Annotated in this window: 26 protein-coding genes and 1 riboswitch; of the genes, 10 read left to right on the forward strand and 16 right to left on the reverse strand. The window is 70.2% G+C overall.

Annotated features, from left to right (window positions below):
* Position 1: 1 nt before the first annotated feature.
* Positions 2–946 carry a PhoH family protein gene (locus PE066_RS08930; protein ID WP_271236199.1) on the forward strand — a complete coding sequence of 315 codons (945 nt, stop codon included), beginning with the start codon at positions 2–4 and terminating at the stop codon, positions 944–946.
* Entirely contained in the window at positions 936–1,385 is a 450-nt protein-coding gene (gene ybeY, locus PE066_RS08935; RefSeq protein WP_271236200.1) for an rRNA maturation RNase YbeY, read from the forward strand. Before PE066_RS08930 ends, ybeY begins: the two co-directional genes overlap by 11 nt.
* Before the next feature lie 65 nt (positions 1,386–1,450).
* Here the strand turns inward: ybeY and PE066_RS08940 are convergent, their stop codons facing one another.
* The 4 genes from PE066_RS08940 to tyrS all read right to left on the reverse strand — a co-directional run bounded on the left by PE066_RS08940 (position 1,451) and on the right by tyrS (position 4,699).
* On the reverse strand, positions 1,451–1,906 hold the full coding sequence (locus tag PE066_RS08940) for a hypothetical protein (RefSeq protein WP_271236201.1): 456 nt from the start codon (positions 1,904–1,906) through the stop codon (positions 1,451–1,453).
* A gap of 159 nt (positions 1,907–2,065) precedes the next feature.
* A complete protein-coding gene (gene dtd, locus PE066_RS08945; protein ID WP_271236202.1) occupies positions 2,066–2,530 on the reverse strand; it encodes a D-aminoacyl-tRNA deacylase in 465 nt (154 codons plus the stop codon).
* The gene (locus PE066_RS08950) at positions 2,527–3,444 is read right to left on the reverse strand and encodes a cation diffusion facilitator family transporter (RefSeq protein ID WP_271236203.1); all 918 of its coding nucleotides are present in this window, start codon (positions 3,442–3,444) and stop codon (positions 2,527–2,529) included. The genes dtd and PE066_RS08950 overlap by 4 nt, the downstream gene beginning before the upstream one ends.
* A 19-nt stretch (positions 3,445–3,463) precedes the next feature.
* Positions 3,464–4,699, reverse strand: coding sequence for a tyrosine--tRNA ligase (gene tyrS / locus PE066_RS08955; RefSeq protein ID WP_271236204.1), 1,236 nt, complete (start codon positions 4,697–4,699; stop codon positions 3,464–3,466).
* 219 nt (positions 4,700–4,918) lie between these two features.
* On the opposite strand from tyrS, the gene PE066_RS08960 reads away from it, so the two are divergent.
* Together PE066_RS08960 and PE066_RS08965 are read left to right on the forward strand one after the other, a co-directional pair.
* On the forward strand, positions 4,919–6,220 hold the full coding sequence (locus PE066_RS08960) for a M23 family metallopeptidase (protein WP_271236536.1): 1,302 nt from the start codon (positions 4,919–4,921) through the stop codon (positions 6,218–6,220).
* Positions 6,221–6,247: 27 nt separating this feature from the next.
* Positions 6,248–7,357 carry an anhydro-N-acetylmuramic acid kinase gene (locus tag PE066_RS08965; RefSeq protein ID WP_271236205.1) on the forward strand — a complete coding sequence of 370 codons (1,110 nt, stop codon included), beginning with the start codon at positions 6,248–6,250 and terminating at the stop codon, positions 7,355–7,357.
* A gap of 13 nt (positions 7,358–7,370) precedes the next feature.
* Here the strand turns inward: PE066_RS08965 and erpA are convergent, their stop codons facing one another.
* The 5 genes from erpA to rplM all read right to left on the reverse strand — a co-directional run bounded on the left by erpA (position 7,371) and on the right by rplM (position 9,863).
* Positions 7,371–7,733: an iron-sulfur cluster insertion protein ErpA gene (gene erpA, locus PE066_RS08970; RefSeq protein WP_271236206.1), complete on the reverse strand. Its 363-nt coding sequence runs from the start codon at positions 7,731–7,733 to the stop codon at positions 7,371–7,373.
* A gap of 59 nt (positions 7,734–7,792) precedes the next feature.
* Entirely contained in the window at positions 7,793–8,188 is a 396-nt protein-coding gene (locus PE066_RS08975; RefSeq protein ID WP_271236207.1) for a bactofilin family protein, read from the reverse strand.
* A 51-nt stretch (positions 8,189–8,239) separates the two neighbouring features.
* Positions 8,240–8,950 carry a DUF6776 family protein gene (locus PE066_RS08980; RefSeq protein WP_271236208.1) on the reverse strand — a complete coding sequence of 237 codons (711 nt, stop codon included), beginning with the start codon at positions 8,948–8,950 and terminating at the stop codon, positions 8,240–8,242.
* An 81-nt stretch (positions 8,951–9,031) separates the two neighbouring features.
* Entirely contained in the window at positions 9,032–9,424 is a 393-nt protein-coding gene (rpsI, locus tag PE066_RS08985) for a 30S ribosomal protein S9 (protein WP_271236209.1), read from the reverse strand.
* A gap of 10 nt (positions 9,425–9,434) precedes the next feature.
* Entirely contained in the window at positions 9,435–9,863 is a 429-nt protein-coding gene (gene rplM, locus PE066_RS08990) for a 50S ribosomal protein L13 (RefSeq protein WP_271236210.1), read from the reverse strand.
* Positions 9,864–10,070: 207 nt separating this feature from the next.
* Between rplM and PE066_RS08995 the strand changes: the two genes are divergently transcribed.
* Positions 10,071–10,985: a 23S rRNA (adenine(2030)-N(6))-methyltransferase RlmJ gene (locus PE066_RS08995; protein ID WP_271236211.1), complete on the forward strand. Its 915-nt coding sequence runs from the start codon at positions 10,071–10,073 to the stop codon at positions 10,983–10,985.
* Positions 10,986–11,027: 42 nt separating this feature from the next.
* Here the strand turns inward: PE066_RS08995 and PE066_RS09000 are convergent, their stop codons facing one another.
* From PE066_RS09000 to PE066_RS09020, 5 genes are all read right to left on the reverse strand, one after another.
* On the reverse strand, positions 11,028–11,474 hold the full coding sequence (locus PE066_RS09000; protein WP_440480590.1) for a septal ring lytic transglycosylase RlpA family protein: 447 nt from the start codon (positions 11,472–11,474) through the stop codon (positions 11,028–11,030).
* Positions 11,471–12,298, reverse strand: coding sequence for a methylenetetrahydrofolate reductase [NAD(P)H] (gene metF, locus PE066_RS09005; protein WP_271236212.1), 828 nt, complete (start codon positions 12,296–12,298; stop codon positions 11,471–11,473). The genes PE066_RS09000 and metF overlap by 4 nt, the downstream gene beginning before the upstream one ends.
* Complete coding sequence (locus PE066_RS09010; protein ID WP_271236213.1) at positions 12,295–13,053, reverse strand: TlyA family RNA methyltransferase; 759 nt, start codon at positions 13,051–13,053, stop codon at positions 12,295–12,297. Before PE066_RS09010 ends, metF begins: the two co-directional genes overlap by 4 nt.
* A gap of 149 nt (positions 13,054–13,202) precedes the next feature.
* Positions 13,203–14,639 carry an adenosylhomocysteinase gene (gene ahcY, locus PE066_RS09015; protein WP_271236214.1) on the reverse strand — a complete coding sequence of 479 codons (1,437 nt, stop codon included), beginning with the start codon at positions 14,637–14,639 and terminating at the stop codon, positions 13,203–13,205.
* A 62-nt stretch (positions 14,640–14,701) separates the two neighbouring features.
* Positions 14,702–14,772: riboswitch (S-adenosyl-L-homocysteine riboswitch) on the reverse strand.
* 82 nt (positions 14,773–14,854) lie between these two features.
* Entirely contained in the window at positions 14,855–15,835 is a 981-nt protein-coding gene (locus PE066_RS09020) for a bile acid:sodium symporter family protein (protein ID WP_271236215.1), read from the reverse strand.
* Between the two features lie 294 nt (positions 15,836–16,129).
* Here PE066_RS09020 and PE066_RS09025 point away from each other — a divergent pair, with 294 nt between their 5' ends.
* Positions 16,130–17,209, forward strand: coding sequence for an ATP-dependent DNA ligase (locus tag PE066_RS09025; protein WP_271236216.1), 1,080 nt, complete (start codon positions 16,130–16,132; stop codon positions 17,207–17,209).
* Here PE066_RS09025 and PE066_RS09030 read toward each other — a convergent pair.
* The gene (locus PE066_RS09030) at positions 17,196–18,056 is read right to left on the reverse strand and encodes an MBL fold metallo-hydrolase (RefSeq protein WP_271236217.1); all 861 of its coding nucleotides are present in this window, start codon (positions 18,054–18,056) and stop codon (positions 17,196–17,198) included. The genes PE066_RS09025 and PE066_RS09030 overlap by 14 nt on opposite strands.
* Positions 18,057–18,150: 94 nt before the next feature.
* On the opposite strand from PE066_RS09030, the gene PE066_RS09035 reads away from it, so the two are divergent.
* From PE066_RS09035 to PE066_RS09050, 4 genes are read left to right on the forward strand one after another with little or no spacing between them, the layout of a single operon-like run.
* Positions 18,151–18,474: an ArsR/SmtB family transcription factor gene (locus PE066_RS09035; protein ID WP_271236218.1), complete on the forward strand. Its 324-nt coding sequence runs from the start codon at positions 18,151–18,153 to the stop codon at positions 18,472–18,474.
* Between the two features lie 4 nt (positions 18,475–18,478).
* Positions 18,479–18,913 carry a YeeE/YedE family protein gene (locus PE066_RS09040; protein WP_271236219.1) on the forward strand — a complete coding sequence of 145 codons (435 nt, stop codon included), beginning with the start codon at positions 18,479–18,481 and terminating at the stop codon, positions 18,911–18,913.
* A gap of 14 nt (positions 18,914–18,927) precedes the next feature.
* On the forward strand, positions 18,928–19,368 hold the full coding sequence (locus tag PE066_RS09045; protein ID WP_271236220.1) for a DUF6691 family protein: 441 nt from the start codon (positions 18,928–18,930) through the stop codon (positions 19,366–19,368).
* 13 nt (positions 19,369–19,381) lie between these two features.
* Positions 19,382–21,160: a SulP family inorganic anion transporter gene (locus PE066_RS09050; RefSeq protein WP_271236221.1), complete on the forward strand. Its 1,779-nt coding sequence runs from the start codon at positions 19,382–19,384 to the stop codon at positions 21,158–21,160.
* 13 nt (positions 21,161–21,173) lie between these two features.
* Here PE066_RS09050 and ligD read toward each other — a convergent pair whose 3' ends face one another.
* Entirely contained in the window at positions 21,174–22,214 is a 1,041-nt protein-coding gene (ligD, locus tag PE066_RS09055; RefSeq protein WP_271236222.1) for a non-homologous end-joining DNA ligase, read from the reverse strand.
* Between the last annotated feature and the right edge of the window lie 84 nt (positions 22,215–22,298).

A 22,298-nucleotide genomic window follows, 5' to 3' on the forward strand; every position in this document is an offset into this window, starting at 1 on the left:
GATGATTGTCCGCCACAGCTTCGCACCGCCCAACAACACCCGTCTCGCGCACCTGTGCGGCCCCATGGACGAACACCTGCGCACCATAGAGACGGCCCTCCAGGTCAGGATCAGCCGGCGGCAGGAGCAGTTCAAGGTCGAGGGCCCGAAGGCCAAGGCCGAGCGCGCGATGGACGTGCTGCAGGCGCTGTACGAGATCGCCCAGCGCCCGATCGCGGCCGACAAGGTGCAGCTGATGGTGGCCGGCGAGCAGGCGATGGACGAGGACGAGCAAGGCGCGCAGGTGCTGCACACGCGCCGCTCCGACCTGAAGGCGCGCACGCCCAACCAGAGCGTGTACCTGGACAACATCGCCAACCACGACATCACCTTCGGCATCGGCCCGGCCGGCACCGGCAAGACCTACCTGGCGGTGGCCTGCGCGGTCGATGCGCTGGAGCGCAGCGGCGTGCAGCGCATCGTGCTCACCCGCCCGGCGGTGGAGGCCGGCGAGAAGCTCGGCTTCCTGCCGGGCGACCTGACGCAGAAGGTCGACCCCTACCTGCGGCCCCTGTACGACGCGCTGTACGACCTGATGGGGTTCGATCGGGTGACCAAGGCGTTCGAGCGCAATGCACTGGAGATCGCGCCGCTGGCCTTCATGCGCGGGCGCACCCTGAACAACGCCTTCGTGATCCTGGACGAGGCGCAGAACACCACGCCCGAGCAGATGAAGATGTTCCTGACCCGGATCGGCTTCGGCAGCAAGTGCGTGGTCACCGGCGACATCAGCCAGATCGACTTGCCCAAGGGCCAGCTGTCCGGGCTGGTCGACGCCGAGCGCGTGCTCAAGCGGGTCAAGGGCATCGCCCACACCCGCTTCACCAGCGCCGACGTGGTGCGGCACCCGCTGGTGGCGCGCATCGTCGATGCGTACGACGCGGCCAGAAAGAGCGATGCCCGCTGATCTGTCGCTGGATCTGCAGTTCGGCGAGTTCGCAGGTGCCGCGGCGCACCGCGCGGTACTCAAGCCGGCCCGGGTCCGGCGCTGGATGGCGGCCGCGCTGCGCGGTCCCGCCGAGATCGCGGTGCGGATCGTCGGCGAGACCGAAGGCCGGGCACTGAACCGACAGTACCGCCGCAAGGACTACGCCACCAACGTGCTGACCTTCGACTACGCGCGCGAGCCGGTGGTCAGTGCCGACCTGGTGCTGTGCGCGCCGGTGGTCGCGCGCGAGGCGCGCGAGCTGGGCAAGCCGCTGGAGGCGCACTATGCGCACCTGCTGGTGCACGGCACCCTGCATGCGCAGGGCTACGACCACGAGACGAACGAGCAGGAGGCGCTGGAGATGGAGGCGCTGGAGATCCTGCTGCTCGGGTCGCTGGGGTACCCCAACCCCTATTGATCAGGGGCTGCGGCGGCGCGCCACCCGGCTTGGGGGAACGCGGGACGCTGCGCCAGCGCGCTGGCTCAGCCGGCGCTGGTGACCGGCGTCAGCGTGATCGTGGTGACGATGTGGCCGTTCAGGCTGAGGCTGCCGCCCGCCGTGACGCCGATCGTCACGGAGGCACCGGCGGACGCCGCCGCGCCGAGCAACAGGGCCACCGATCGGGACGTCGCCACGCCGTTGGCCACCGCACCCGCCGTGTTGACTCTGATGTTGCAGGGATTGACCGTGACCGTCTGGCCCAGTGCCAGCGGATGGCCCGGCGGGAAGGTGGAGGCCCGGACAGTGAAGATGCAGGAGCCGAAGGTCGTGGTGCCGCTGGCGGTGCTGCCATCGGCGCTGATCGCGAAGGCCGGTGTCGCCGCCGCGTCAGTGAAGACGAGGGTGGTCGCCCCGATGGTGCCGAGCGCCGGCACGCCGGCGTCAAAGACGAAAGGCTGGCTCACCACGGCCGCGGTGACCGTGGAATTGATCGCCACGGTCGTGTCCGACGCCGCCACCATGGCGCCCCCGCGCCGCTACCCGCCGCCGCAGCCTGCCAGGCTCAGCACCAAACCGGCCAACCATGGGTATTTCAATTTCCTGACTCCTGCGCTACGGCGTAGCCTGAAGAAACAAAAGATAGAAATTGTCAGCCGCTACGTCGTTGGCGTGCTCGAAGGATTGCGGATGCTCAGTGGGATTGTGACCGGCCCGTCGTTGACCAGCTGCACCTTCATGTCGGCCGCGAACTCGCCGGTCGCGATGACCGGGTGCGCCGCACGGGCACGCTCGACGAAGTAGTCGTACAGCCGCCGCCCCTCGTCGGGCGGCGCGGCGTTGCCGAAGCTGGGCCGGTTGCCGCCGGACAGGTCGGCCGCCAGCGTGAACTGGCTGACCACCAGCAGGCCGCCGCCGGTGTCCTGCACGCTGCGGTTCATCTTGCCGTCGGCGTCGCCGAAGATGCGCAGCTTCAGCAGCTTGGCCAGCAGCTTGTCGGCTTGGACCTCGCTGTCGCCGCGCTCGGCGCACAGCAGCAGCAACAGGCCGGCGCCGATCTCGCCGATGACGCGCCCGTCCACCACCACGCGGGCTTCGCTGACCCGCTGCACCAGGCCGATCAAATCAGGTCCTCCTGGTCGGCCGCGTGCGTTTCCACGTCGCTGGGCAGCAGCTCGATGGTGGCGCGCAGGCCCGGCACGGCGCTCATCAGCGCCTGCTCGACCGAGGCGCGCACGGCCGCCGCGCGGCGCAGCGTCCAGTCGCCCGGCATGTGCATGTGCAGGTCGACGTAGCGCCGCTGGCCGGAGCGGCGGGTGGTGATGTGGTCGAAGCGGATCGCCGGGTGCTCGAACGACTTGAGCACCTGGTCGATCTCGGCCTGCACCTCGCTCTCGACCCGCTTGTCCATCAGGCCCTGCGAGGAGCGCCACACCAGGTTGCCGCCTTCGCGCAGGATGTTCAGCGCCACGGCAATGGCGATCAGCGGGTCGAGCACCATCCAGCCGGTGGCGGCCACCAGCGCGATGCCGACCACCACCCCGGCCGAGGTCCAGACGTCGGTGAGCAGGTGGCGGGCATCGGCTTCCACCGCCATCGAGCGATGCCGCCGCGCCGACTGCAGCATGGCCCAGGCCAGCGCGCCGTTGAGGACCGAGGCGAGCACCGACACGACCAGCCCCAGGCCGAGCTGCTGCAAGCCCTGCGGGTGCAGCAGGCGGTCGACCGCAGCCCAGATGATCGCCGCCGCCGCCACCATGATGGCCAGGCCCTCGAAGGCCGAGGAGAAGTACTCCGCCTTGTGATGGCCGTAGGGGTGCTCGGCGTCCGGCGGCTGGCTGGCCACGTGCACCATCAGCAGGGCGAACGCCGCGCTGGCCAGGTTGACCAGCGACTCCATCGCGTCCGACAGCAGGCCGACCGAGCCGGTCAGCCACCAGGCCAGCGTCTTGAGGCCGATGGTCAGCACGGCCACCGCGATCGACACGCGCAGCCAGGCTTGCGGCGGCACGGCGCTGGCGCGGTCGGCGAGGGTCATGGACCGGGAGCTGGCGGCGTCAGCCCAGGGTCACCCGCGCAAACTTGCGCTTGCCCACCTGCACGACGTAGGTGCCGGCCGCGAGCTTGAGCCCCTTGTCGCTGACCACGGCCGAATCGACCCGCACGCCGCCGCCTTCGATCAGGCGGTTGGCCTCGCTGGTCGAAGGCGCCAGCCCGGCCTGCTTGAGCAGGGCGCCGATCTGCAGCGGCGCCCCCGACAGTGTCACCTCGGGAATCTCGTCCGGGATGCCGCCCTTGCTGCGGTTGACGAAATCCTGCTCGGCCGCATCGGCCGCGGCGGCATCGTGGAAGCGCGCGGCGATCTCCTTGGCCAGCAGCACCTTGGCGTCGCGCGGGTTACGCCCGCCGGCCACCTCGGCCTTCAGGCGCTCGATCTCGGCCTCGCTGCGGAAGCTCAGCAGCGTGTACCAGCGCCACATCAGCGGGTCGGAGATCGACATCACCTTGGCGAACATGGTGTTGGCGTCCTCGGTGATGCCGATGTAGTTGTTCTTGCTCTTGCTCATCTTCTCGATGCCGTCGAGGCCCTCGAGCAGGGGCATGGTCAGGATGCACTGCGGCTCCTGCCCGTATTCCTGCTGCAGGTGGCGGCCCATCAGCAGGTTGAACTTCTGGTCGGTGCCGCCGAGCTCCAGGTCGCTCTTGAGGGCAACCGAGTCGTAGCCCTGCATCAGCGGGTACAGGAATTCGTGGATCGAGATCGAGGCGCCGGCCTTGAAGCGCTCGTGGAAGTCGTTGCGCTCCATCATCCGCGCCACCGTGTACTTGGCGGCCAGCTGGATCATCCCGCGCGCGCCGAGCGGATCGCTCCACTCGCTGTTGTAGCGAAGCTCGGTCCTGCCCGGATCCAGGATCCTGTAGGCCTGCGCCCGGTAGGTCTCGGCATTGGCCTCGATCTGCTCGCGCGTCAGCGGCGGCCGGGTGGTGTTGCGGCCCGAGGGGTCGCCGATCATGGACGTGAAGTCGCCGATCAGGAAGATGACGGTGTGGCCCAGGTCCTGCAGCTGGCGCATCTTGTTCAGCACCACCGTGTGGCCGACGTGGATGTCCGGCGCCGTCGGGTCAAGGCCCAACTTGATGCGAAGCGGCACGCCGGTCGCCTCCGAACGGGCCAGCTTCTGCTGCCATTCGTCGCGCGGGATCAACTCGTCGCAGCCGCGAAGCGACACCGCCATGGCTTCCTGCACACGCTCGGTCACCGGGAAGTCTCTTGTAACAAGTGGTTGATTCATCACGCTTTTTTACTGATCCGACGGGATGTCACCGTCGCTATACTGGCGCCCGCAGAGGCGGGGTGATTCTAAAGAGATGCCCGTTCGAGGCATTCCCGCTGCCCATGACCCAGGGGCACACTGCCGGCGCAGTCGCCGGCAGATTGAACAAGGACCCGAGGATTGAACAAGAACGGCTGGATCTCCGCTGCAGAAGCTGCCCTGTCGGCGGCCGCGCGGATGATCGAACACCACCCGCGCAAGCTGACGGCGGTGCTGGCCGCCCTGCTTCTGGGCGGCGGCGGCGGCGCTTTCGCCGTGGCGTCCTTCGGCCCCGACCCCTCCGCGCTGCCGGTGCGCGAGGTGCTGGAGGCGGTCGAACCGCAAGGCCTGAGCGAACAGGCCGAGGCGCTGGATGCCCACGTCTTCAACCTGTATCGCAGCGACGCCGTGCGGGCCTCCGACACGGTCGAGTCGCTGCTCGGCCGGCTGGGCATCAGCGACCCGGCGGCCGCTGCCTACCTGCGCCAGGACGCCACTGTCCGTACCCAGATGCTGGGCCGGCCCGGCCGCGCGGTGCGCGCCGAAGCCACCGCCAGCCACAGCCTGGCGCGCCTGACGGCGCGCTGGGTGCCCGACGATTCCGGCAACTTCCGCCGGCTGGTGGTGGAACGCGGCGAAGACGGCCGCTTCGCCAGCCGGGTGGAGACCGCGCCGCTGTCGGCGGCCGTGCGGCTGGGCAGCGGCACCATCCGCAGCTCGCTGTACGCGGCGGTCGATGAATCGCACATCCCCGACGAAGTGGCCATGCAGGTGGCCGACATCTTCTCGGCCGAGATCGACTTCCATCGCGGCCTGCGCAAGGGGGACCGCTTCAGCGTGGTCTACGAGGCGCTGGAAGCCGACGGCGAGCCGCTGCGCACCGGCCGGGTGCTGTCGGTCGAATTCGTCAACTCCGGCAAGACCCACCATGCCCTCTGGTTCCAGGAGCCAGGCCAGAAGGGCGGCTACTTCAGCCTGGACGGCAAGAGCCTGACCAGTTCCTACCTGGCCTCGCCGATGGAATTCTCGCGCGTGACCAGCGGCTTCGCCATGCGCTTCCATCCCATCCTGCAGAAGTGGCGCGCCCACCTCGGGGTCGACTACGGCGCGCCGACCGGCACGCCGGTGCGCACGGTGGGGGACGGCATCGTGGAATTCGCCGGCTGGCAGAACGGCTTCGGCAACGTGGTGATCGTCAAGCACAACGCGGCCGACCAGACGGTGTACGCCCACCTCAGCCGCATCCTCGTCAAGCCGCGCCAGGCCGTGGAGCAGGGTCAGCGCATCGGCGCGGTGGGCTCCACCGGCTGGGCCACCGGGCCGCATCTGCACTTCGAGTTCCGCGTCAATGGCGCGCACCAGAACCCGATCCACGTCGCCAAACGCAGCCAGGCCTACACCCTGAGCGCCGCCGCGCGCCCGGCCTTCGACAAGCTGGCGCGCTCCATGCAGTCGCAGCTGGCGGCGGCGTCGCAGGCTCTGGTCGCCGGCGCGGAGTAAACGCCGCGCCGCGGCCGCCCCGCCGCCATGCCCGAGCTCTACATCGGTCTGATGTCCGGGACCTCGCTCGACGGGGTCGACGGCGTGCTGGCCGACTTCGAAGGCGGCGGCCTGCGCGTGCTGGCGCATGCGGGCGCGCCTTTCGACCCCCGACTGAAGGCCGAACTGCTGGCCCTCAACCGCGCCGGCCCCGACGAGATCCACCGCAGCCAGTTGGCGGCCAATGCGCTGATGCGGGTCTACGCCCAGGTGGTTCGCGAGCTGCTCGCGCGGGCCGGGCTGCAGGCTGGCGACGTGCGCGCCATCGGCGCCCACGGCCAGACCGTGCGGCACCGGCCGCAGGCCTTCGACGGCACCGGCTACACCGTGCAGCTGGCCCAGCCCGCGCTGCTGGCCGAGCTGGCCGGCATCGAGGTCGTGGCCGACTTCCGCAGCCGCGATGTCGCCGCCGGCGGCCAGGGCGCGCCGCTGGCCCCCTTCTTCCACCGGGCGCTGTTCGCGCGCGCGGGCGAGGCGGTCGGCGTGCTGAACATCGGCGGCATGTCCAACCTCACGGTGCTGCGGGCGGACGGCTCCCAGCTCGGCTTCGATTGCGGACCCGGCAACGCGCTGATGGATGGCTGGTGCCAGCGCCACACCGGCCAGGCCTACGACGACCAAGGCGCCTGGGCCGCCGGCGCGCCGCCCGATGCCGCCCTGCTGCAGGCCCTGCTGGCCGAGCCGTTCTTCGCGATGGCGCCCCCCAAGAGCACCGGACGCGACCTGTTCGATGCGCCGTGGCTGGACCGCCTGCTGCAGCCGTTCGGTGGACTGGCGCCGCAGCAGGTGCAGGCCACCCTGGCCGAGCTCACCGCCGCGTCCTGCGCGCAGGACGTGCAGCGCCACGCGCCCGACCTGCCGCGCCTGATCGTCTGCGGCGGCGGCGCGCTCAACGCCCACTTGATGCGCCGCCTGCAGGACCTGCTGCCCGCCACCCGCGTGCTGTCGAGCGATGACGCCGGCTTGCCGCCGCTGCAGGTGGAAGCCGCCGCCTTCGCCTGGCTGGCCCGCAAGGCCGTGCGGCGCGAACCGCTGGCCCTGGAAAGCACCACGGGCGCCCGAGGCGCCCGTGTGCTGGGAGGCATCTGGCCGGCCTGAGGCCGGCGGATGCTCAGGCGGAGAAACTGGAGCCGCAGCCGCAGGTGGTGCTGGCGTTCGGGTTCTTGATGACGAACTGGGCGCCCTGCAGGTCTTCCTTGTAGTCGATCTCGGCGCCGACCAGGTACTGATAGCTCATCGCATCGATCAGCAGCGAGACGCCGTTCTTGCTCATCACGGTGTCGTCGTCGTTGGCGACTTCGTCGAAGGTGAAGCCGTACTGGAAGCCCGAGCAGCCGCCGCCCTGCACGAACACGCGCAGCTTCAGGTCGGGGTTGCCCTCCTCGGCGATCAGGTCGGCCACCTTGGCCGCGGCGCTGTCGGTGAAGATCAGCGGGGCGGGCATCTCGGTCTGGATTTCGGCAGCGGCGCTCATGGTCATGTTCCGGTGGGGATCTCCTGAAATGCTACGACAGATCGCCTGAAGGTGCCTGGCTAGTGGTTGTTTGCCGCCAGCTTGAGCAAGGGCTTTTCCTCGCCCACCACCATCGGCTTCAACTGCCCGGAGATGACGGCGCCCTGGTGCATCTCAAGGGCCCGGTAGGACACGTCGCCTTCGATGTGGGCCTTGGGCTGCAGTTCCAGCAGTTCGCGCGCGTGGATCGGGCCGCGCACCGTGCCGTTGATGATGACGTGGTCGGCGTGGATCTCGCCCTGCACCACCGCCGCTTCGGAGATGACCAGCATGCTGGGCTCGTCGGTCATCGCGCGGATGTCGCCAACCACCTCGCCGTCGACCCGCAGGCCTTCGGTGAACTTCAGGTTGCCTTCGACCCGGCTGCCGTGGGCGATCAGGCTCTTGATGGGTGGCTGGGCTTTCTTGCCGAACATCCTTGACTCCTCGACGGTCGTGCTTCTGGTCGCACTTCTGATGGTCCTGGCTCAAACCCCCAGCCGGATGCTCTGCACCGCCCGGGTGGCTGAACCCTCCACCACGCGGGCGGAAACGTTTTGTACCACGGCCTGCTCAGGCAGGTCGACCATGCCTTCCAGGCGGCGGTACTGGCGGAACCGGAGGTCCTGCGCGCCGCCGGGAAGGTCCATGGACCAGGGTTTGCCGTCCAGCGTGCCAGCCATGGTGAGCTGGAGCTGGCCGCGAAATTCCGGCGCGTTCCTGACCGGCTGGATCACCAGCACCTGCCACTTGAGCTGGGCACCGCCCAGCACCTCGGCCTGCAGCGCCCGGATGGCCAGGGTGTTGCCGCTGGCCGGCATCAGCTTCTCGAAGAAGCCCAGGTCGTCGCGCAGCGCCCGGTTCTCGGCCTCCAGTTGCCGCACCTGGGCCGCCAGCCGCTCCTGCGCGGCGCGTTCGGTGGTGAGCAGGCTGCCCGAGGTGTTGAGCACGGACTGCGCCTTGGCGCGCTCCTGCCGCAGCTGGTCGACCTCGGCGCGCAGGCGGGACAGCTCTTCCTTGCTGCCGGTGTCCAGCCCGGCCAGGCTCTTGCCGAGCTCGAAGGCCCACAGGCTGATGGCCGCGCAGAAGCCCAGCACCACCGCCGCCAGCACCCAGCGCAGCGGCCAGGGCATGGCGTTGCGCACCGCCACCCGGGGGGCGCTGATGGTGAGACGACGGCGAAGCAGTTTCCAACGCATGAGCTAGGCGCGAAGGATGCCCTGAAACGACAAAGCCGCAGCAAGCGAACTTGTGCGGCTTTGTAACGGAGGGCAGCTCGATCAGCGCTTGCTGAACTGCTTGCGCCGGCGGGCGGAGTGCAGGCCGACCTTCTTGCGCTCGACTTCGCGGGCGTCACGCGTCACGAAGCCGGCTTGCGACAGCTGCGGCTTGAGGGCCGCGTCGTAGTCGATCAGCGCGCGGGTGATGCCGTGGCGCACCGCGCCGGCCTGGCCGGACTCGCCGCCGCCGTGCACGTTGACCTGGACGTCGAAGGTCTCGACGTTGCCGGTCAGCACCAGCGGCTGCTTGGCGATCATGATCGAGGTCTGGCGGCCGAAGAACTGCTCGATGTCCTTGCCGTTGACCGTGATCTTGCCGCTGCCCTTCTTGAGGAAGACACGGGCCACGCTGCTCTTGCGGCGGCCGGTGCCGTTGTTCCATTCACCAATCATCGAAGGCTCCTCAGATTTCCAGCGGCTTGGGTTGCTGGGCGGTGTGCGGATGCTCCGCGCCGCCGTACACCTTTAGCTTCTTGATCATGGCGTAGCCGAGCGGACCCTTGGGCAGCATGCCCTTGACGGCCTTCTCGAGCGCGCGGCCGGGGTGCTTGGCCTGCATGTCGCGGAAGTTGGTGGCGTAGATGCCGCCGGGGTGGCCCGAGTGGCGGTAGTACATCTTGTCCAGTTCCTTCGCGCCGGTGACGCGGAGCTTGCTGGCGTTGATGACGACGATGTAGTCGCCCGTGTCGACGTGAGGCGTGTAGATGGCCTTGTGCTTGCCGCGCAAACGGGCTGCTGCTTCGCTGGCAACACGCCCGAGCACCTTGTCGGTGGCGTCAATCACAAACCACTCGTGCACCACGTCAGCGGGTTTGGCGCTGAACGTTTTCATGTGAGCTTTCGAGAAAGTGGCTTGATGGGCCCTTTTCCACGGTCGGTGTTCCTCTGCCGGGAACCTCTTAGGTGGGTGCCGAACGCCCCTGCGGGGCCTTCGTTTCCGTCGCGGGGCCACGGTGGCGCTGCGGAAGAGCCTGAGATTCTATGCCAAATCAACCACTTACGGCAAGGCAGGACGGGTTGCGGCAGGTAGGATGCCGGGATGTTCAGTTACCGACATGGCTTCCACGCGGGCAACCACGCCGACGTGTTCAAGCACCTGGTGCTGGTCGCCACCCTGCGCCACCTGCTGGCCAAGGACGCGCCGCTGTGGGTGATCGACACGCATTCGGGCGCCGGCCTGTATCGGCTGGATGGCGACTACGCCGGCACCTCGGGCGAGGCGCAGGACGGCATCCTGAAGCTTGTCGACGCAGTGGGCGCTCACAACGAGATCGACGGCAAGGCCCTGGCGCCGGCGCTGGCCGACTACCTGCAGCAGGTGCGCGACTTCAACCGGCCGGGCGACTGGCGGGTCTACCCGGGCTCGCCCTTCATCGCCCAGAAGCTGCTGCGCAGCGAGGTGCGCGACAAGCTCAAGCTGTTCGAGCTGCATCCCAGCGACAGCAAGGCGCTGGCCGGCAACGTGGCCCAGCTTAACGCCGGGCGACAGGTCTCGGTGGCGCGCGAGGACGGCTTCGAGGCGCTCAGGGCGCTGCTGCCGCCGCCCTCGCGCCGGGCGCTGGTGCTGGTCGATCCCAGCTACGAAATCAAGAGCGACTACGGCAAGGTGCTGGCCACCCTGCGCGACAGCCTGCAGCGCTTCGCCACCGGCTGCTACGCGGTCTGGTACCCGGTCATCCCGCGGCCGGAGGCGCACGAGCTGCCGCGCAAGCTGCGCACCCTGGCCAACCAGTTGCACAAGCCCTGGCTGCACGCGACGTTCTCGATCGGCCAGCGGGCAGCCGCCGCGGGCGAGGCGGCCGGCGCCCGGCCGGGGCTCACCGCCAGCGGCATGTTCCTGGTCAATCCGCCGCACACGCTCAAGCCGGCGCTGGAGGCCGCGCTGCCGCAGCTGCTGCAGGTGCTCGGCCGTGGACGCGGCCAAGGGCAACTGATCGAAGCCGGCGGCGCCTGAGCGAAGCCGGCGGCGCCTGAGCCCGCAGCGCCATGCCCCGACTCAGCCCGGATCGGGCTCCGCCAGCGTCAGCGCAACCCGCTTGACGCCGGGGCCGAGCAGGCCGATCACCCGCGCGGCCGCATGGCTCAGGTCGATGATGCGTCCCGGCGCAAACGGCCCCCGGTCATTGATCCGCACCGTCACTTCGCGTCCGTTGACCAGGCTGCGCACCGTCACCCGCGTGCCGAACGGCAGGCTGGGGTGGGCGGCGGTCAGCGCGTTCATGTCGAAGCGTTCGCCGCTGGCGGTGCGCCGGCCATGGAAGCGCGGGCCGTACCAGGAGGCCACGCCGCGCTGGAACGGCTCAGCTTCGGCCGCAGGTGAAACTGCCTCCGACCCGGCTTCCGGCGCCGGCGCATCGGGCGCCGTGGCCGGCGAAATCGCGCAGCCCTGCAGCACGGCCAGCGCTGCCAGCAGCACGGCCGCCCATTGCCGCCGCGCCTTCACAGCCCCAGCCGCCGGCAGATCTCCAGCGTCGCGTTGGCCTGGTTCATGGTGTAGAAGTGCAGCCCCGGCACCCCTTCGCCGCGCAACCGGTCGCACAGCGCCGTCACCACGTCCAGCCCGAAGGCCTTGATCGAGGCGCTGTCGTCGCCGAAGCCCTGCAGCCGCAGGCGGATCCAGCGCGGGATCTCGGCGCCGCAGGCGTCGGAAAAGCGCAGCAGCTGCGTCGAGCTGGTGATCGGCATGATCCCCGGCACGATCGGCACCTCGACGCCGCGCTTGCGCAGCTCCTCGACGTAGCGCAGGTAGGCGTCCGCGTTGAAGAAGTACTGCGTGATGCCGGCGTCGGCCCCCGCCTCCACCTTGGCGACGAAGGCGGCCAGGTCGCCCTCCGGCGTGCGGGCCTGCGGGTGCACCTCCGGGTAGGCGGCGACCTCGAGGCGGAACTGGCGGCCGGTCTCGCCGCGGATGAAGGCGACCAGGTCGCTGGCGTAGCGGAACTCGCCGCCCAGCCCGTAACCGCTGGGCAGGTCGCCGCGCAGGGCGACGATGCGCCGGATGCCGGCCGCCGCGTAGGCCGACAGGCGCTCGCGGATGCTGTCGTGGGTCTGGCCGATGCACGACAGGTGCGGCGCCGCGGGGAAGCCCTCGGCCATGATCTCGCGCACCGACTGCAGCGTGCCCTCCTGGGTGGAGCCGCCGGCGCCGAAGGTGACCGAACAGAACTCGGGCTTCAGGGCATAGAGCTGCTGCCGCGCGGCGCGCAGCTTGGCCGCACCTTCGTCGGTCTTGGGCGGGAAGAATTCGAGGCTGATCGGAAGCGTCATGCTGTTTCCTTCCGGGCATGGATGAAGAACTCGCGGTTGCCGTCGCCGCCGCGGATCGGGCTGTCGAACCAGCCTTGCACGGCCAGGCCGGCGTCGGCACAGGCGGCGCGGATGCGCTGCTCGACGCCGGCGTAGAGCGCGGCATCGCGCACGATGCCGCCCTTGCCGAGCTGGCCGGGCTGCAGTTCGAACTGCGGCTTGACCAGCATCAGCAGCCGGCCGCCGGGCTCGAGCAGCGGCGCGAGGGCCGGCAGCACCAGCGTCTGCGAGATGAACGAGAGGTCGCCGACCACCAGGTCGAATGCCGGCTCGACGCCGGCGGCGCACAGCCGGGCGGCGTCCAGCTCACGGGCGTTGCACTTCTCGAGGCAGGTGACGCGCGGGTCGGCACGCAGCTGATCGTGCAACTGCCCATGGCCGACGTCGACGCCGACCACCTGCGCCGCGCCGTGCTGCAGCAGGCAGTCGGTGAAGCCGCCAGTGGACTGGCCGACGTCGAGGCAGCGCAGACCGCGCGGGTCGATGCCCGCCGACTGCAGCGCGCCTTCCAGCTTGAGGCCGCCGCGCGAGACGTAGCGCGCCTCGGCAGCGTCGGCCAGCTCGACCTCGGCCGCCTGCGGCACGTCCTCGCCGTTCTTGCCGACCGCGCGCCAGCCGCGCCCGTCGTGCCAGCGCATGCCCGAGGCGATCAGGCGCTGCGCCTGCGAGCGCGTGGCCGCAAGGCCGCGTTCGACGAGGAGCTGGTCGGCGCGCATGGGGTCGGTCTCGCTGCGGGCCGGGCCACGACGACTGTCATTGCGGGCTTGCCCCGCCATCCATCTCCCCGCGCCTGCATGCGGCTGGAGGTGGATGCCGGGTCAAGCCCGGCATGACATGTCGGTGGCCGGGCCCGGCATGGCACCTCTTAGTACCGGTACGTATCCGGCTTGTACGGCCCTTGCTTGGGCACGCCGATGTAGCCGGCCTGTTCCTCGCTCAGCTCGGTCAGCTGGGCGCCCAGCTTCCTGAGCTGCAGCCGCGCCACCTTCTCGTCCAGATGCTTGGGCAGCACGTAGACCTTGCCGACCTCGTAGTAGTCGCTGTGGGTGAACAGCTCGATCTGCGCGATGGTCTGGTTGGCGAAGGACGAGCTCATCACGTAGCTGGGGTGGCCGGTGCCGCAGCCCAGGTTCACCAGCCGGCCCTTGGCCAGCAGGATGATGCGCTTGCCGTCCTCGAAGATCACGTGGTCGACCTGCGGCTTGATCTCTTCCCACTGGCACTTGGCCTCGATCGACGCGACGTCGATCTCGTTGTCGAAGTGGCCGATGTTGCAGACGATCGCCTGGTCCTTCATCTTCGCCATGTGGGCGTAGGTGATGACCGACTTGTTGCCGGTGGCCGTCACGAAGATGTCGGCCTTGTCGGCGGCGTACTCCATGGTGACCACGCGGTAGCCTTCCATCGCCGCCTGCAGCGCGCAGATCGGGTCGATCTCGGTCACCCACACCTGGGCCGACAGCGCGCGCAGCGCCTGGGCCGAGCCCTTGCCGACGTCGCCGTAGCCGGCCACTACGGCGATCTTGCCGGCCACCATCACGTCGGTGGCGCGCTTGATGCCGTCCACCAGCGACTCGCGGCAGCCGTACAGGTTGTCGAACTTGCTCTTGGTGACCGAGTCGTTGACATTGATCGCGCGGAACATCAGCGAGCCCTTGGCCGACATTTCCTTCAGGCGGTGCACGCCGGTGGTGGTCTCCTCGGTCACGCCGATGATCTGGGCGCTCTTGCGGCTGTACCAGGTTCCATCCTGGGCCAGCTTGGTCTTGATGGCGGCGAACAGGATGCGCTCTTCTTCGCTGCCGGGGTTGGCCAGCACGGACGCGTCCTTCTCGGCGCGCTTGCCCAGGTGCATCAGCAGCGTGGCATCGCCGCCGTCGTCCAGGATCATGTTCGGGCCCTCGCCCTCGCTGCCCTTGGCGCCGAAGTCGAAGATGCGGTGGGTGTAGTCCCAGTACTCCTCCAGCGTCTCGCCCTTGACGGCGAACACCGGCGTGCCGGCCGCGGCGATGGCGGCGGCGGCGTGGTCCTGGGTCGAGAAGATGTTGCAGGAGGCCCAGCGCACCTGGGCGCCCAGCGCCTGCAGCGTCTCGATCAGCACCGCCGTCTGGATCGTCATGTGCAGCGAACCGGTGATGCGCGCGCCCTTGAGCGGCTGGGCCTTGGCGAACTCCTCGCGGATCGCCATCAGGCCGGGCATCTCGGTTTCGGCGATGCGGATTTCCTTGCGGCCCCACTCGGCCAGCGAGAGGTCGGCGATGACGCAGTCCTGCGTCGGCGTGGGCTTGAGAACGGCGTTCATGGGTGCTCCAAAAGCTTGTTTCGGTTCAACCACGGGCCTGGGGGGAACTCACCGCACAGACCAGTGGGTGAGCGTCGTTGCATGCAGGTTCCGAGCCTTCGCACCGGGCGGTGCTGCAACGCTCCTCGGATGGGGCGCGATTATACGGGCGGGGCCCGGCCGGGCGGCGCACGGCCGGGCTGCTGTGGGCGGGGCGGGGTGCCGCGCCCGCGAGCTCAGGCTTGCGCGCCCTGCACCGTCGCTGCCGGCGCAACCGCCTCGTCTTCCGGGCTGTTCGGCACCCGCTGGAACCAGGTCGCCACCAGCCCGCCGGAGATGTTGTGCCAGACGCTGAAGATCGCGCTGGGCACTGCCGCCAGCGGCGAGAAGTGCGCCGCCGCCAGCGCCGCGCCGAGGCCGGAGTTCTGCATGCCGACCTCGATCGCCAGCGTCTTGCGCTTGGCGATGCTGCGGCCGGTGAGCTTGCCCAGCCAGTAGCCCAGCAGCAGGCCCAGGCCGTTGTGCAGCACAACGACCGCGAAGATCAGTGCACCGCTGGTGGCGATCTTGGGCTGGTTGGCCGCCACCACGGCAGCGACGATGGCCACGATCGCGACCACCGACACCAGCGGCAGCACGCCGATCGCGACCTTCACCTTCTCGCGCAGCAGCGACTGCGCCACGATGCCCAGCACGATCGGCAGCACCACCACCTGCACGATGGACCAGAACATGGCCGTCGCGCTCACCTCCAGCCACTGGCTGGCCAGCAGGTAGATCAGGGCGGGCGTCACCACCGGGGCCAGCAGCGTCGTCACGGAGGTGATCGCCACCGACAGGGCGACGTCGCCGCGGCCGAGGAAGGTCATGACGTTGGACGCGGTGCCGCCGGGGCAGCAGCCGACCAGGATCACGCCGATCGCGATCTCCGGCGGCAGTTGCAGCGCCTGGCACAGCAGCCACGCCAGGCCCGGCATGATGATGAACTGGCCGAGCACGCCGATCAGCACGTCGACCGGGCGACGGAAGACCTCGCGGAAGTCGTCCTTGGACAGGGTCAGGCCCATGCCGAACATGATGATCCCCAGCAGCGGGACGATCCAGGCGGCGATCCAGCGGAACTGCGCGGGCGCGAAGAAGGCGAGCACTGCGAACAGCAGCACCCAGACGGCAAACGTCTTGCCGACGAACTGGCTCAGGCGAACGAGGGCCTGCATGGGCGGGATTCCTTGCGAAGTGGCGAAACGGCGATGGAGCCGGCGCCCCGCGCGGGCCGGGGTGCGGTCACGGCAGGTGGACGTCGGGCGGGCGCGCGGCGCGAGCCGCGGCCCTAAGCCGCCGGGTAGGCAGCCGACCCCGCCGTGTGGACGACGCGCCAAGGCAGGTGCGGCCTGGTGGGCCTGACCTAGGGTTTACCCTGATTCTAGAAAGAAGGCCATTTCCGGCGCCCTGGGGCGGTTATTCCTGGGCGCCCGATGCCCGGCGCCGGCCGTGAACCGCTACAAACGGGCATGGCTTCCGCAAGTTTCCCCTCTCCGCCCATCGAGCCCATGCTGGCCAAGGTGGCCGACGCGCTGCCGGCCGAGCCCGGTTTCCTGTTCGAACCCAAGTGGGACGGCTTCCGGGCGCTGGTGTTCCGCGACCCGGAGGGCGTCCACATCCAGAGCCGCGACCTCAAGCCGCTGAACCGCTACTTCCCCGAGCTGGAGAAGGTGCTGGCCGAGCAGTTGCCGCGCGGCTGCATCGTGGATGGCGAGATCGTGGTGGCTGGCCCGAACGGGCTGGACTTCGACGCCCTGCAGCAGCGCATCCATCCGGCGGCCTCGCGCATCGCCAGGCTGGCCAAGGAGACGCCGGCCGGCTTCGTCGCCTTCGACCTGCTCGCCGCCGGCGGCCGGTCGATCATGGATTTGCCGCAGCAGGAGCGGCGCACCCGGCTGGAGCGCCTGCTCGGCTCGGCCCGGCCACCGCTGTACCTGACGCCGGTGACCAGCGACCGCGAGCAGGCCCAGGACTGGCTGCAGCGGTTCGAGGGCGCGGGCCTGGACGGCGTGATCGCCAAGCCGGCGAACGCGCCCTACCAGCCGGCCAAGCGCGCGATGTTCAAGATCAAGCACGCGCGCACCGCCGACTGCGTGGTGGCGGGCTTCCGCTGGTACAAGGACAGCACCGACGTCATCGGCTCGCTGCTGCTGGGCCTGTACAACCAGGCCGGCGTGCTGCAGCACGTGGGCGTGACCTCGTCGTTCACCAGGGACGTGCGGCGCCAGCTGGCGCAGGAGCTGGCGCCCTTGCGCGACAACGCGATGGAGAACCACCCCTGGCGCGACTGGGCGCAGGCCAGCGCGGGCGACGCCGACCGCATGCCGGGGGCGAAGTCGCGCTGGAGCGGCGGCAAGGACCTGGGCTGGGAGCCGCTGCGGCCCGAGCGGGTGTGCGAGGTCAAGTACGACCACCTGCAGGGCGACCGCTTCCGCCACGCCACCACCTTCCTGCGCTGGCGGCCCGACAAGGCGCCGCAGGACTGCCGCTACGACCAGCTGGAGACCGCGACGCCGTTCGAGCTGCAGCAGGTGCTCACAGCGCGTTGACCGGGATCTTCAGGTAGGCGACGCCGTTGGCTTCGGGCGGCGGCAGCTCGCCGGCGCGGATGTTGACCTGCACCGCCGGCAGGATCAGCGTCGGCATCTCCAGCGTCGCGTCGCGCCGGGTCCGCATGTCCACGAAGGCGTCCTCGCCGACGCCGTCATGCACGTGGATGTTGCCCTTGCGCTGTTCGGCGACGGTGGTCTCCCAGGCGGGCTCGCGGCCCTGCGGCGGGTAGTCGTGGCACATGAACAGGCGCGTGGACGGCGGCAGTTCCAACAGGCGACGGATCGACGCGTACAGCTTGCGGGCATCGCCCCCCGGGAAGTCGCAGCGCGCGGTGCCCACGTCCGGCATGAACAGGGTGTCGCCCACGAACACCGCGTCGCCGAAGCGATAGGCGATGTCGGCCGGCGTATGGCCGGGCACGTGCAGGACCTCGCCGACCAGCCGGCCCACGCGGATCTCGTCGCCGTCGGCCAGCAGGCGGTCGAACTGCGAGCCGTCCTGCCGGAACTCCGGCCCCAGGTGGTAGATGGCCTTGAACACGCCCTGCACGGCGGTGATGTGCTCGCCGATGGCCGTCTTGCCGCCCAGTTCCGCCTTCAGGTAGGGCGCCGCCGTCAGGTGGTCGGCATGGGCGTGGGTCTCCAGGATCCATTCGACCCGCAGGTTGTGCGCCTGCACGAACTCGATCAGGCGGTCGGCCGATGCGGTGCCGGTGCGGCCTGACCTGGGGTCGTAATCCAGCACCGGGTCGATGATGGCGCAGGCCGAGCCCGGACCGTCGTGGATGACGTAGCTCACGGTCCACGTCGCTGCGTCGAAGACGGCGTGCACTTGGGGGTTCATGGGACAGCTCCTTCGTTTGGCTTGTCGATATTCTATTGACAAATATCTTGTCCCTCAATAGACTATCTGCCAAGCAAACGTTGAAGAGCCACCCATGACCCCCGACACGACCGTTCCCCTGTCCGAGATGCAGGCGGCCTCGCACAAGGCCTGCGTCCTGATGAAGGTGCTGGCCAACCCCGACCGGCTGCTGATCCTGTGCCACCTGTCGCAAGGCGAGGCACGGGTCGGCGAACTGGAACAGGCGCTGGGCATCGTCCAGCCCACCTTGTCGCAGCAGCTGACCGTGCTGCGGGCCGAAGAGCTGGTCACCACCCGGCGCGAGGGCAAGAACATCTACTACTCGCTGGCCAGCCCGCAGGCGCTGGCGGTGATCCAGACCCTTTACCAGCAGTTCTGCCAAGGCGCGCAGGAGTAAGCCCATGACCATCGACTGGACCCATTTCACCCCTTGGGCCTCGCTCGCCGGCGGCGTGCTGCTCGGCGTCGCGGCTGCCGTCTTCATCCTGGCCAATGGCCGGGTGCTGGGCATCAGCGGCATCCTGGGCGGGCTGCTGTCGCCCAAGCCGGGCGACGCCGGCTGGCGCATCGCCTTCCTGCTCGGCATGGCGGCGGCACCCGTGACCTTCGGGCTGCTGGCGCCGGCCGGTTTTCTGCCGGCGCCGCGCATCGAGGCCGGCCTGGGGGCGGTGATCGCGGCCGGCCTGCTGGTCGGCTTCGGCACCCGCTACGGCTCCGGCTGCACCAGCGGCCATGGCGTATGCGGGCTGTCGCGCCTGTCGCCGCGCTCGCTGGTTGCCACCGCGGCCTTCATGGGCGCGGGCTTCCTGACCGTCTATCTGCTGCGCCACGCCTGAAAGGACCCCGCACCATGAGCCGTGCCATCGAATTCCTCGTCGGCCTGCTGTTCGGCTGGGGCCTGCTGCTGTCGGGCATGACCGATCCCGGCAAGGTCCAGGGCTTTCTCGACGTGGCGGGCGCCTGGGACCCCTCGCTCGCCTTCGTGATGGGCGGCGCCATTGCCGTCGGCTTCTTCGCCTTCGCGCTGGCGCGCAAGCGCACCCGCACCTTACTGGGCGGCGCGCTGCAGCTGCCGACAGCGCGCGACATCGACAAGCCGCTGGTCGTCGGCTCCCTGATCTTCGGCGCCGGCTGGGGCCTGGCGGGCTTCTGCCCGGGACCGGGGCTGGTGGCGATGGCCGCCGGCAACGGCAAGGCGCTGGTGTTCGTCGCCGCCATGGTCGTGGGCATGCTCGGCTTCGAGCTGCTGGACCGCTTCAGCCGTCGCGGGCCGCGGCCCGCCGCCTCCTGAAGCAAGCGACGCCATGAGTGCCGCCGCCGGCCGCCGCGCAGCTTGGCTGCTGCGTCCGGCCTGGTCGCGCGGCTACGGCCGCGACACCCTGCTGCGCGATGGCGTGGCGGCGGTGATCGTCACGCTGATGCTGATCCCGCAAAGCCTGGCCTATGCCGCGCTGGCGGGGCTGCCACTCGAGGCCGGGCTGTACGCCAGCATCGCGCCGCTGCTGCTCTATGCCCTGTTCGGCAGCAGCGGCGTGCTGGCGGTGGGGCCGGTGGCCGTGGTGTCGCTGATGACGGCCGCCGCGATCGGCGAGCACGCCGCGGCCGGCGTGCCGGCTTGGACCGCCGCGCTCACGCTGGCCTTCCTGTCCGGCGGCATGCTGTTCCTGATGGGACTGCTGCGGCTGGGCTTCGTCGCCAACTTCCTCAGCCGCCCGGTGATCGCCGGTTTCATCACGGCCTCCGCGCTGCTGATCGCGGCCAGCCAGCTGGCCGTGGTGCTCGGCGTGCCGGCCAAGGGGCCCAACTTCTTCGTCACGATCGCCGCCCTGCTTGCGCGGCTGCGCGAGGTGCACGGGCTGACCGCCGCCGTCGGCCTGGGGGCCATCGCCTTCCTGTGGTGGGTGCGGCGCGGCCTCCAGCCGCTGCTGCTGCGCCTGGGCGTGGGCGCGCGGGCGGCCGACCTGGCCGCCAAGGCCGGCCCGGTCGCCGGCGTCGTGCTCACCGGCCTGCTCACCTGGGCGTTCGGGTTGGACCAGCAGGGGCTCAAGGTGGTCGGCACCGTGCCGCAGGGCCTGCCGCCGCTGACGGCGCCGGCCTGGGACCTGTCGCTCTGGCAGCGGCTGGCCGTGCCGGCGCTGCTGATCGGGGTGGTGGGCTTCGTCGAGTCGGTCTCGGTCGGCCAGACGCTGGCGGCGCGCCGACGCGAGCGCATCGACCCCGACCGCGAGCTGCTCGGCCTGGGTGCCGGCAACGTCGCCGCGGCGTTCACGGGGGGCTTTCCCGTCACCGGGGGCTTCGCCCGCTCGGTGGTGAACTTCGATGCCGGCGCGCAAACCCCGGCCGCGGGCATCTTCACCGCCGGCGGCATCCTGCTGGCGGCGCTGCTGCTGACGCCGGCGCTGTACCACGTGCCACAGGCCACGCTGGCGGCCACCATCATCGTCGCCGTGCTGTCGCTGGTGGACCTGGACAGCCTGCGCCGCACCTGGGCCTATTCCAAGGGCGACTTCCTGTGCGTGCTGGCCACGCTGGCGGTGACGCTGGGCTGGGGCGTCGAGAGCGGCCTGATCACCGGGGTGTTGCTCTCGCTCGCGCTGTACCTGCTGCGCAGCAGCCGGCCGCACATCGCCGAGGTCGGGCTGGTCCCCGGCACCGAGCACTTCCGCAACGTGCTGCGCCACCGCGTGCGGGTCTCGCCCCGGGTGCTCAGCCTGCGGGTGGACGAGAGCCTGTACTTCGCCAATGCCCGTGCGCTGGAAGACCGGATCAACGACGCCGTCGCCGCCCGCCCCCAGCTCAGGCACGTGGTGCTGCAGTGCTCGGCGGTCAACGCCATCGATGCCAGCGCGCTCGAGAGCCTGGAAGCCATCGACCACCGGCTCGCCGACGCCGGCGTGCGACTGCACCTGAGCGAGGTGAAAGGCCCGGTGATGGACCGGCTGCAGCCGACCGCCTTCCTGCGCCGCCTGCGCGGCCAGGTGTTCCTGACGCACTACCAGGCGATCGAAACGCTGGCGCCCGAGGTGCTGCAGGACGACCGCGCGAACCCGGCTGCCACAGCCGCGCCCGCCGCCCGCGCCTGAGCCCGGCGGCCGGCTAACGGTCCTTGGCGAGCGGCTGCGCTGCACGGCCCGCCTTGCGCGCCGACGGCGGCGCCCGCGGCGGCTCGCCGGCCTGCTTGCGGTAGTGCGGCGGCCAGGGGGCGTCGCCCTGCCCCTCGCGCTCCTGCTGCGACGACAGCTCCAGCAGCGATTCGAGCGAGCCGGCCGCATCGTCGATGCCGGCGTGCGGGTCGCCGATCTTCGCCAGCCGGCCCGGCACCGTGCGCAGCGTGAAGTCGGCCGGGTCGCACCGCTGCAGTTCGTCCCAATCGACCGGGGTGGACACGCGCGCGTCCGGGCGCGGACGCACCGAGTAGGCCGAGGCCACCGTGCGGTCCTTGGCGTTCTGGTTGTAGTCGACGAACACGCCGTGGCGCTGCTCCTTCCACCACTGGGCGGTCGCCAACCCGGGCGCGCGCCGCTCGACCTCGCGCGCCAGCGCCAGCGCGGCGCGCCGCACCTGGTCGAACGACCAGCGCCGCTCGATGCGCACCAGCACGTGGATGCCGCGCGAGCCGGAGGTCTTGGGCCAGCCCGCCAGGCCGTGCTCGTGCAGCACCTCGCGCGCCAGCGCCGCCACCTGCCGGATCTGCGGCCACTCGACGCCGGGCACCGGGTCCAGGTCGACCCGCAGTTCGTCCGGGTGCTCCAGGTCGTCGGCGCGCACCGGGTGCGGGTGCAGCTCGATGCAGCCGAGGTTGGCCATCCAGGCCAGGGTGGCGGCGTGGCGCGGCACCACCTCGTCGGCCGTGCGGCCGGACGGGAAGCGGATGGTGCTGACCTCCACCCAGTCCGGACGGCTGGCCGGGGCCCGCTTCTGGAAGAAGGACTCGCCCTCGATGCCATCCGGGAAGCGCTTGAGGACGCACGGCCGCCCGCCGGCGCCGCGCAGGGCGCCTTCGGCCACCGCCACGTAGTAGCGCACGAGGTCCAGCTTGCCGATGCCCGCCTGCGGGAACAGCAGCTTGCCCGGATTGCTGATCGTGACTTCGTGCTCGCCGACGGCGAGCACCGTGCCGCTGGACGCCGCAGCCATCCAGCCACCGTACACCCATCGGCGACAATACGGGCCCCGCCGAAACGCTTTGCAGCTCATCGGCCGAGCGCTTCTTCCGAAAGC

It is taken from the genome of Ramlibacter tataouinensis (assembly GCF_027941915.1).
In the GTDB taxonomy this organism is placed as follows: domain Bacteria; phylum Pseudomonadota; class Gammaproteobacteria; order Burkholderiales; family Burkholderiaceae_C; genus Ramlibacter; species Ramlibacter tataouinensis_C.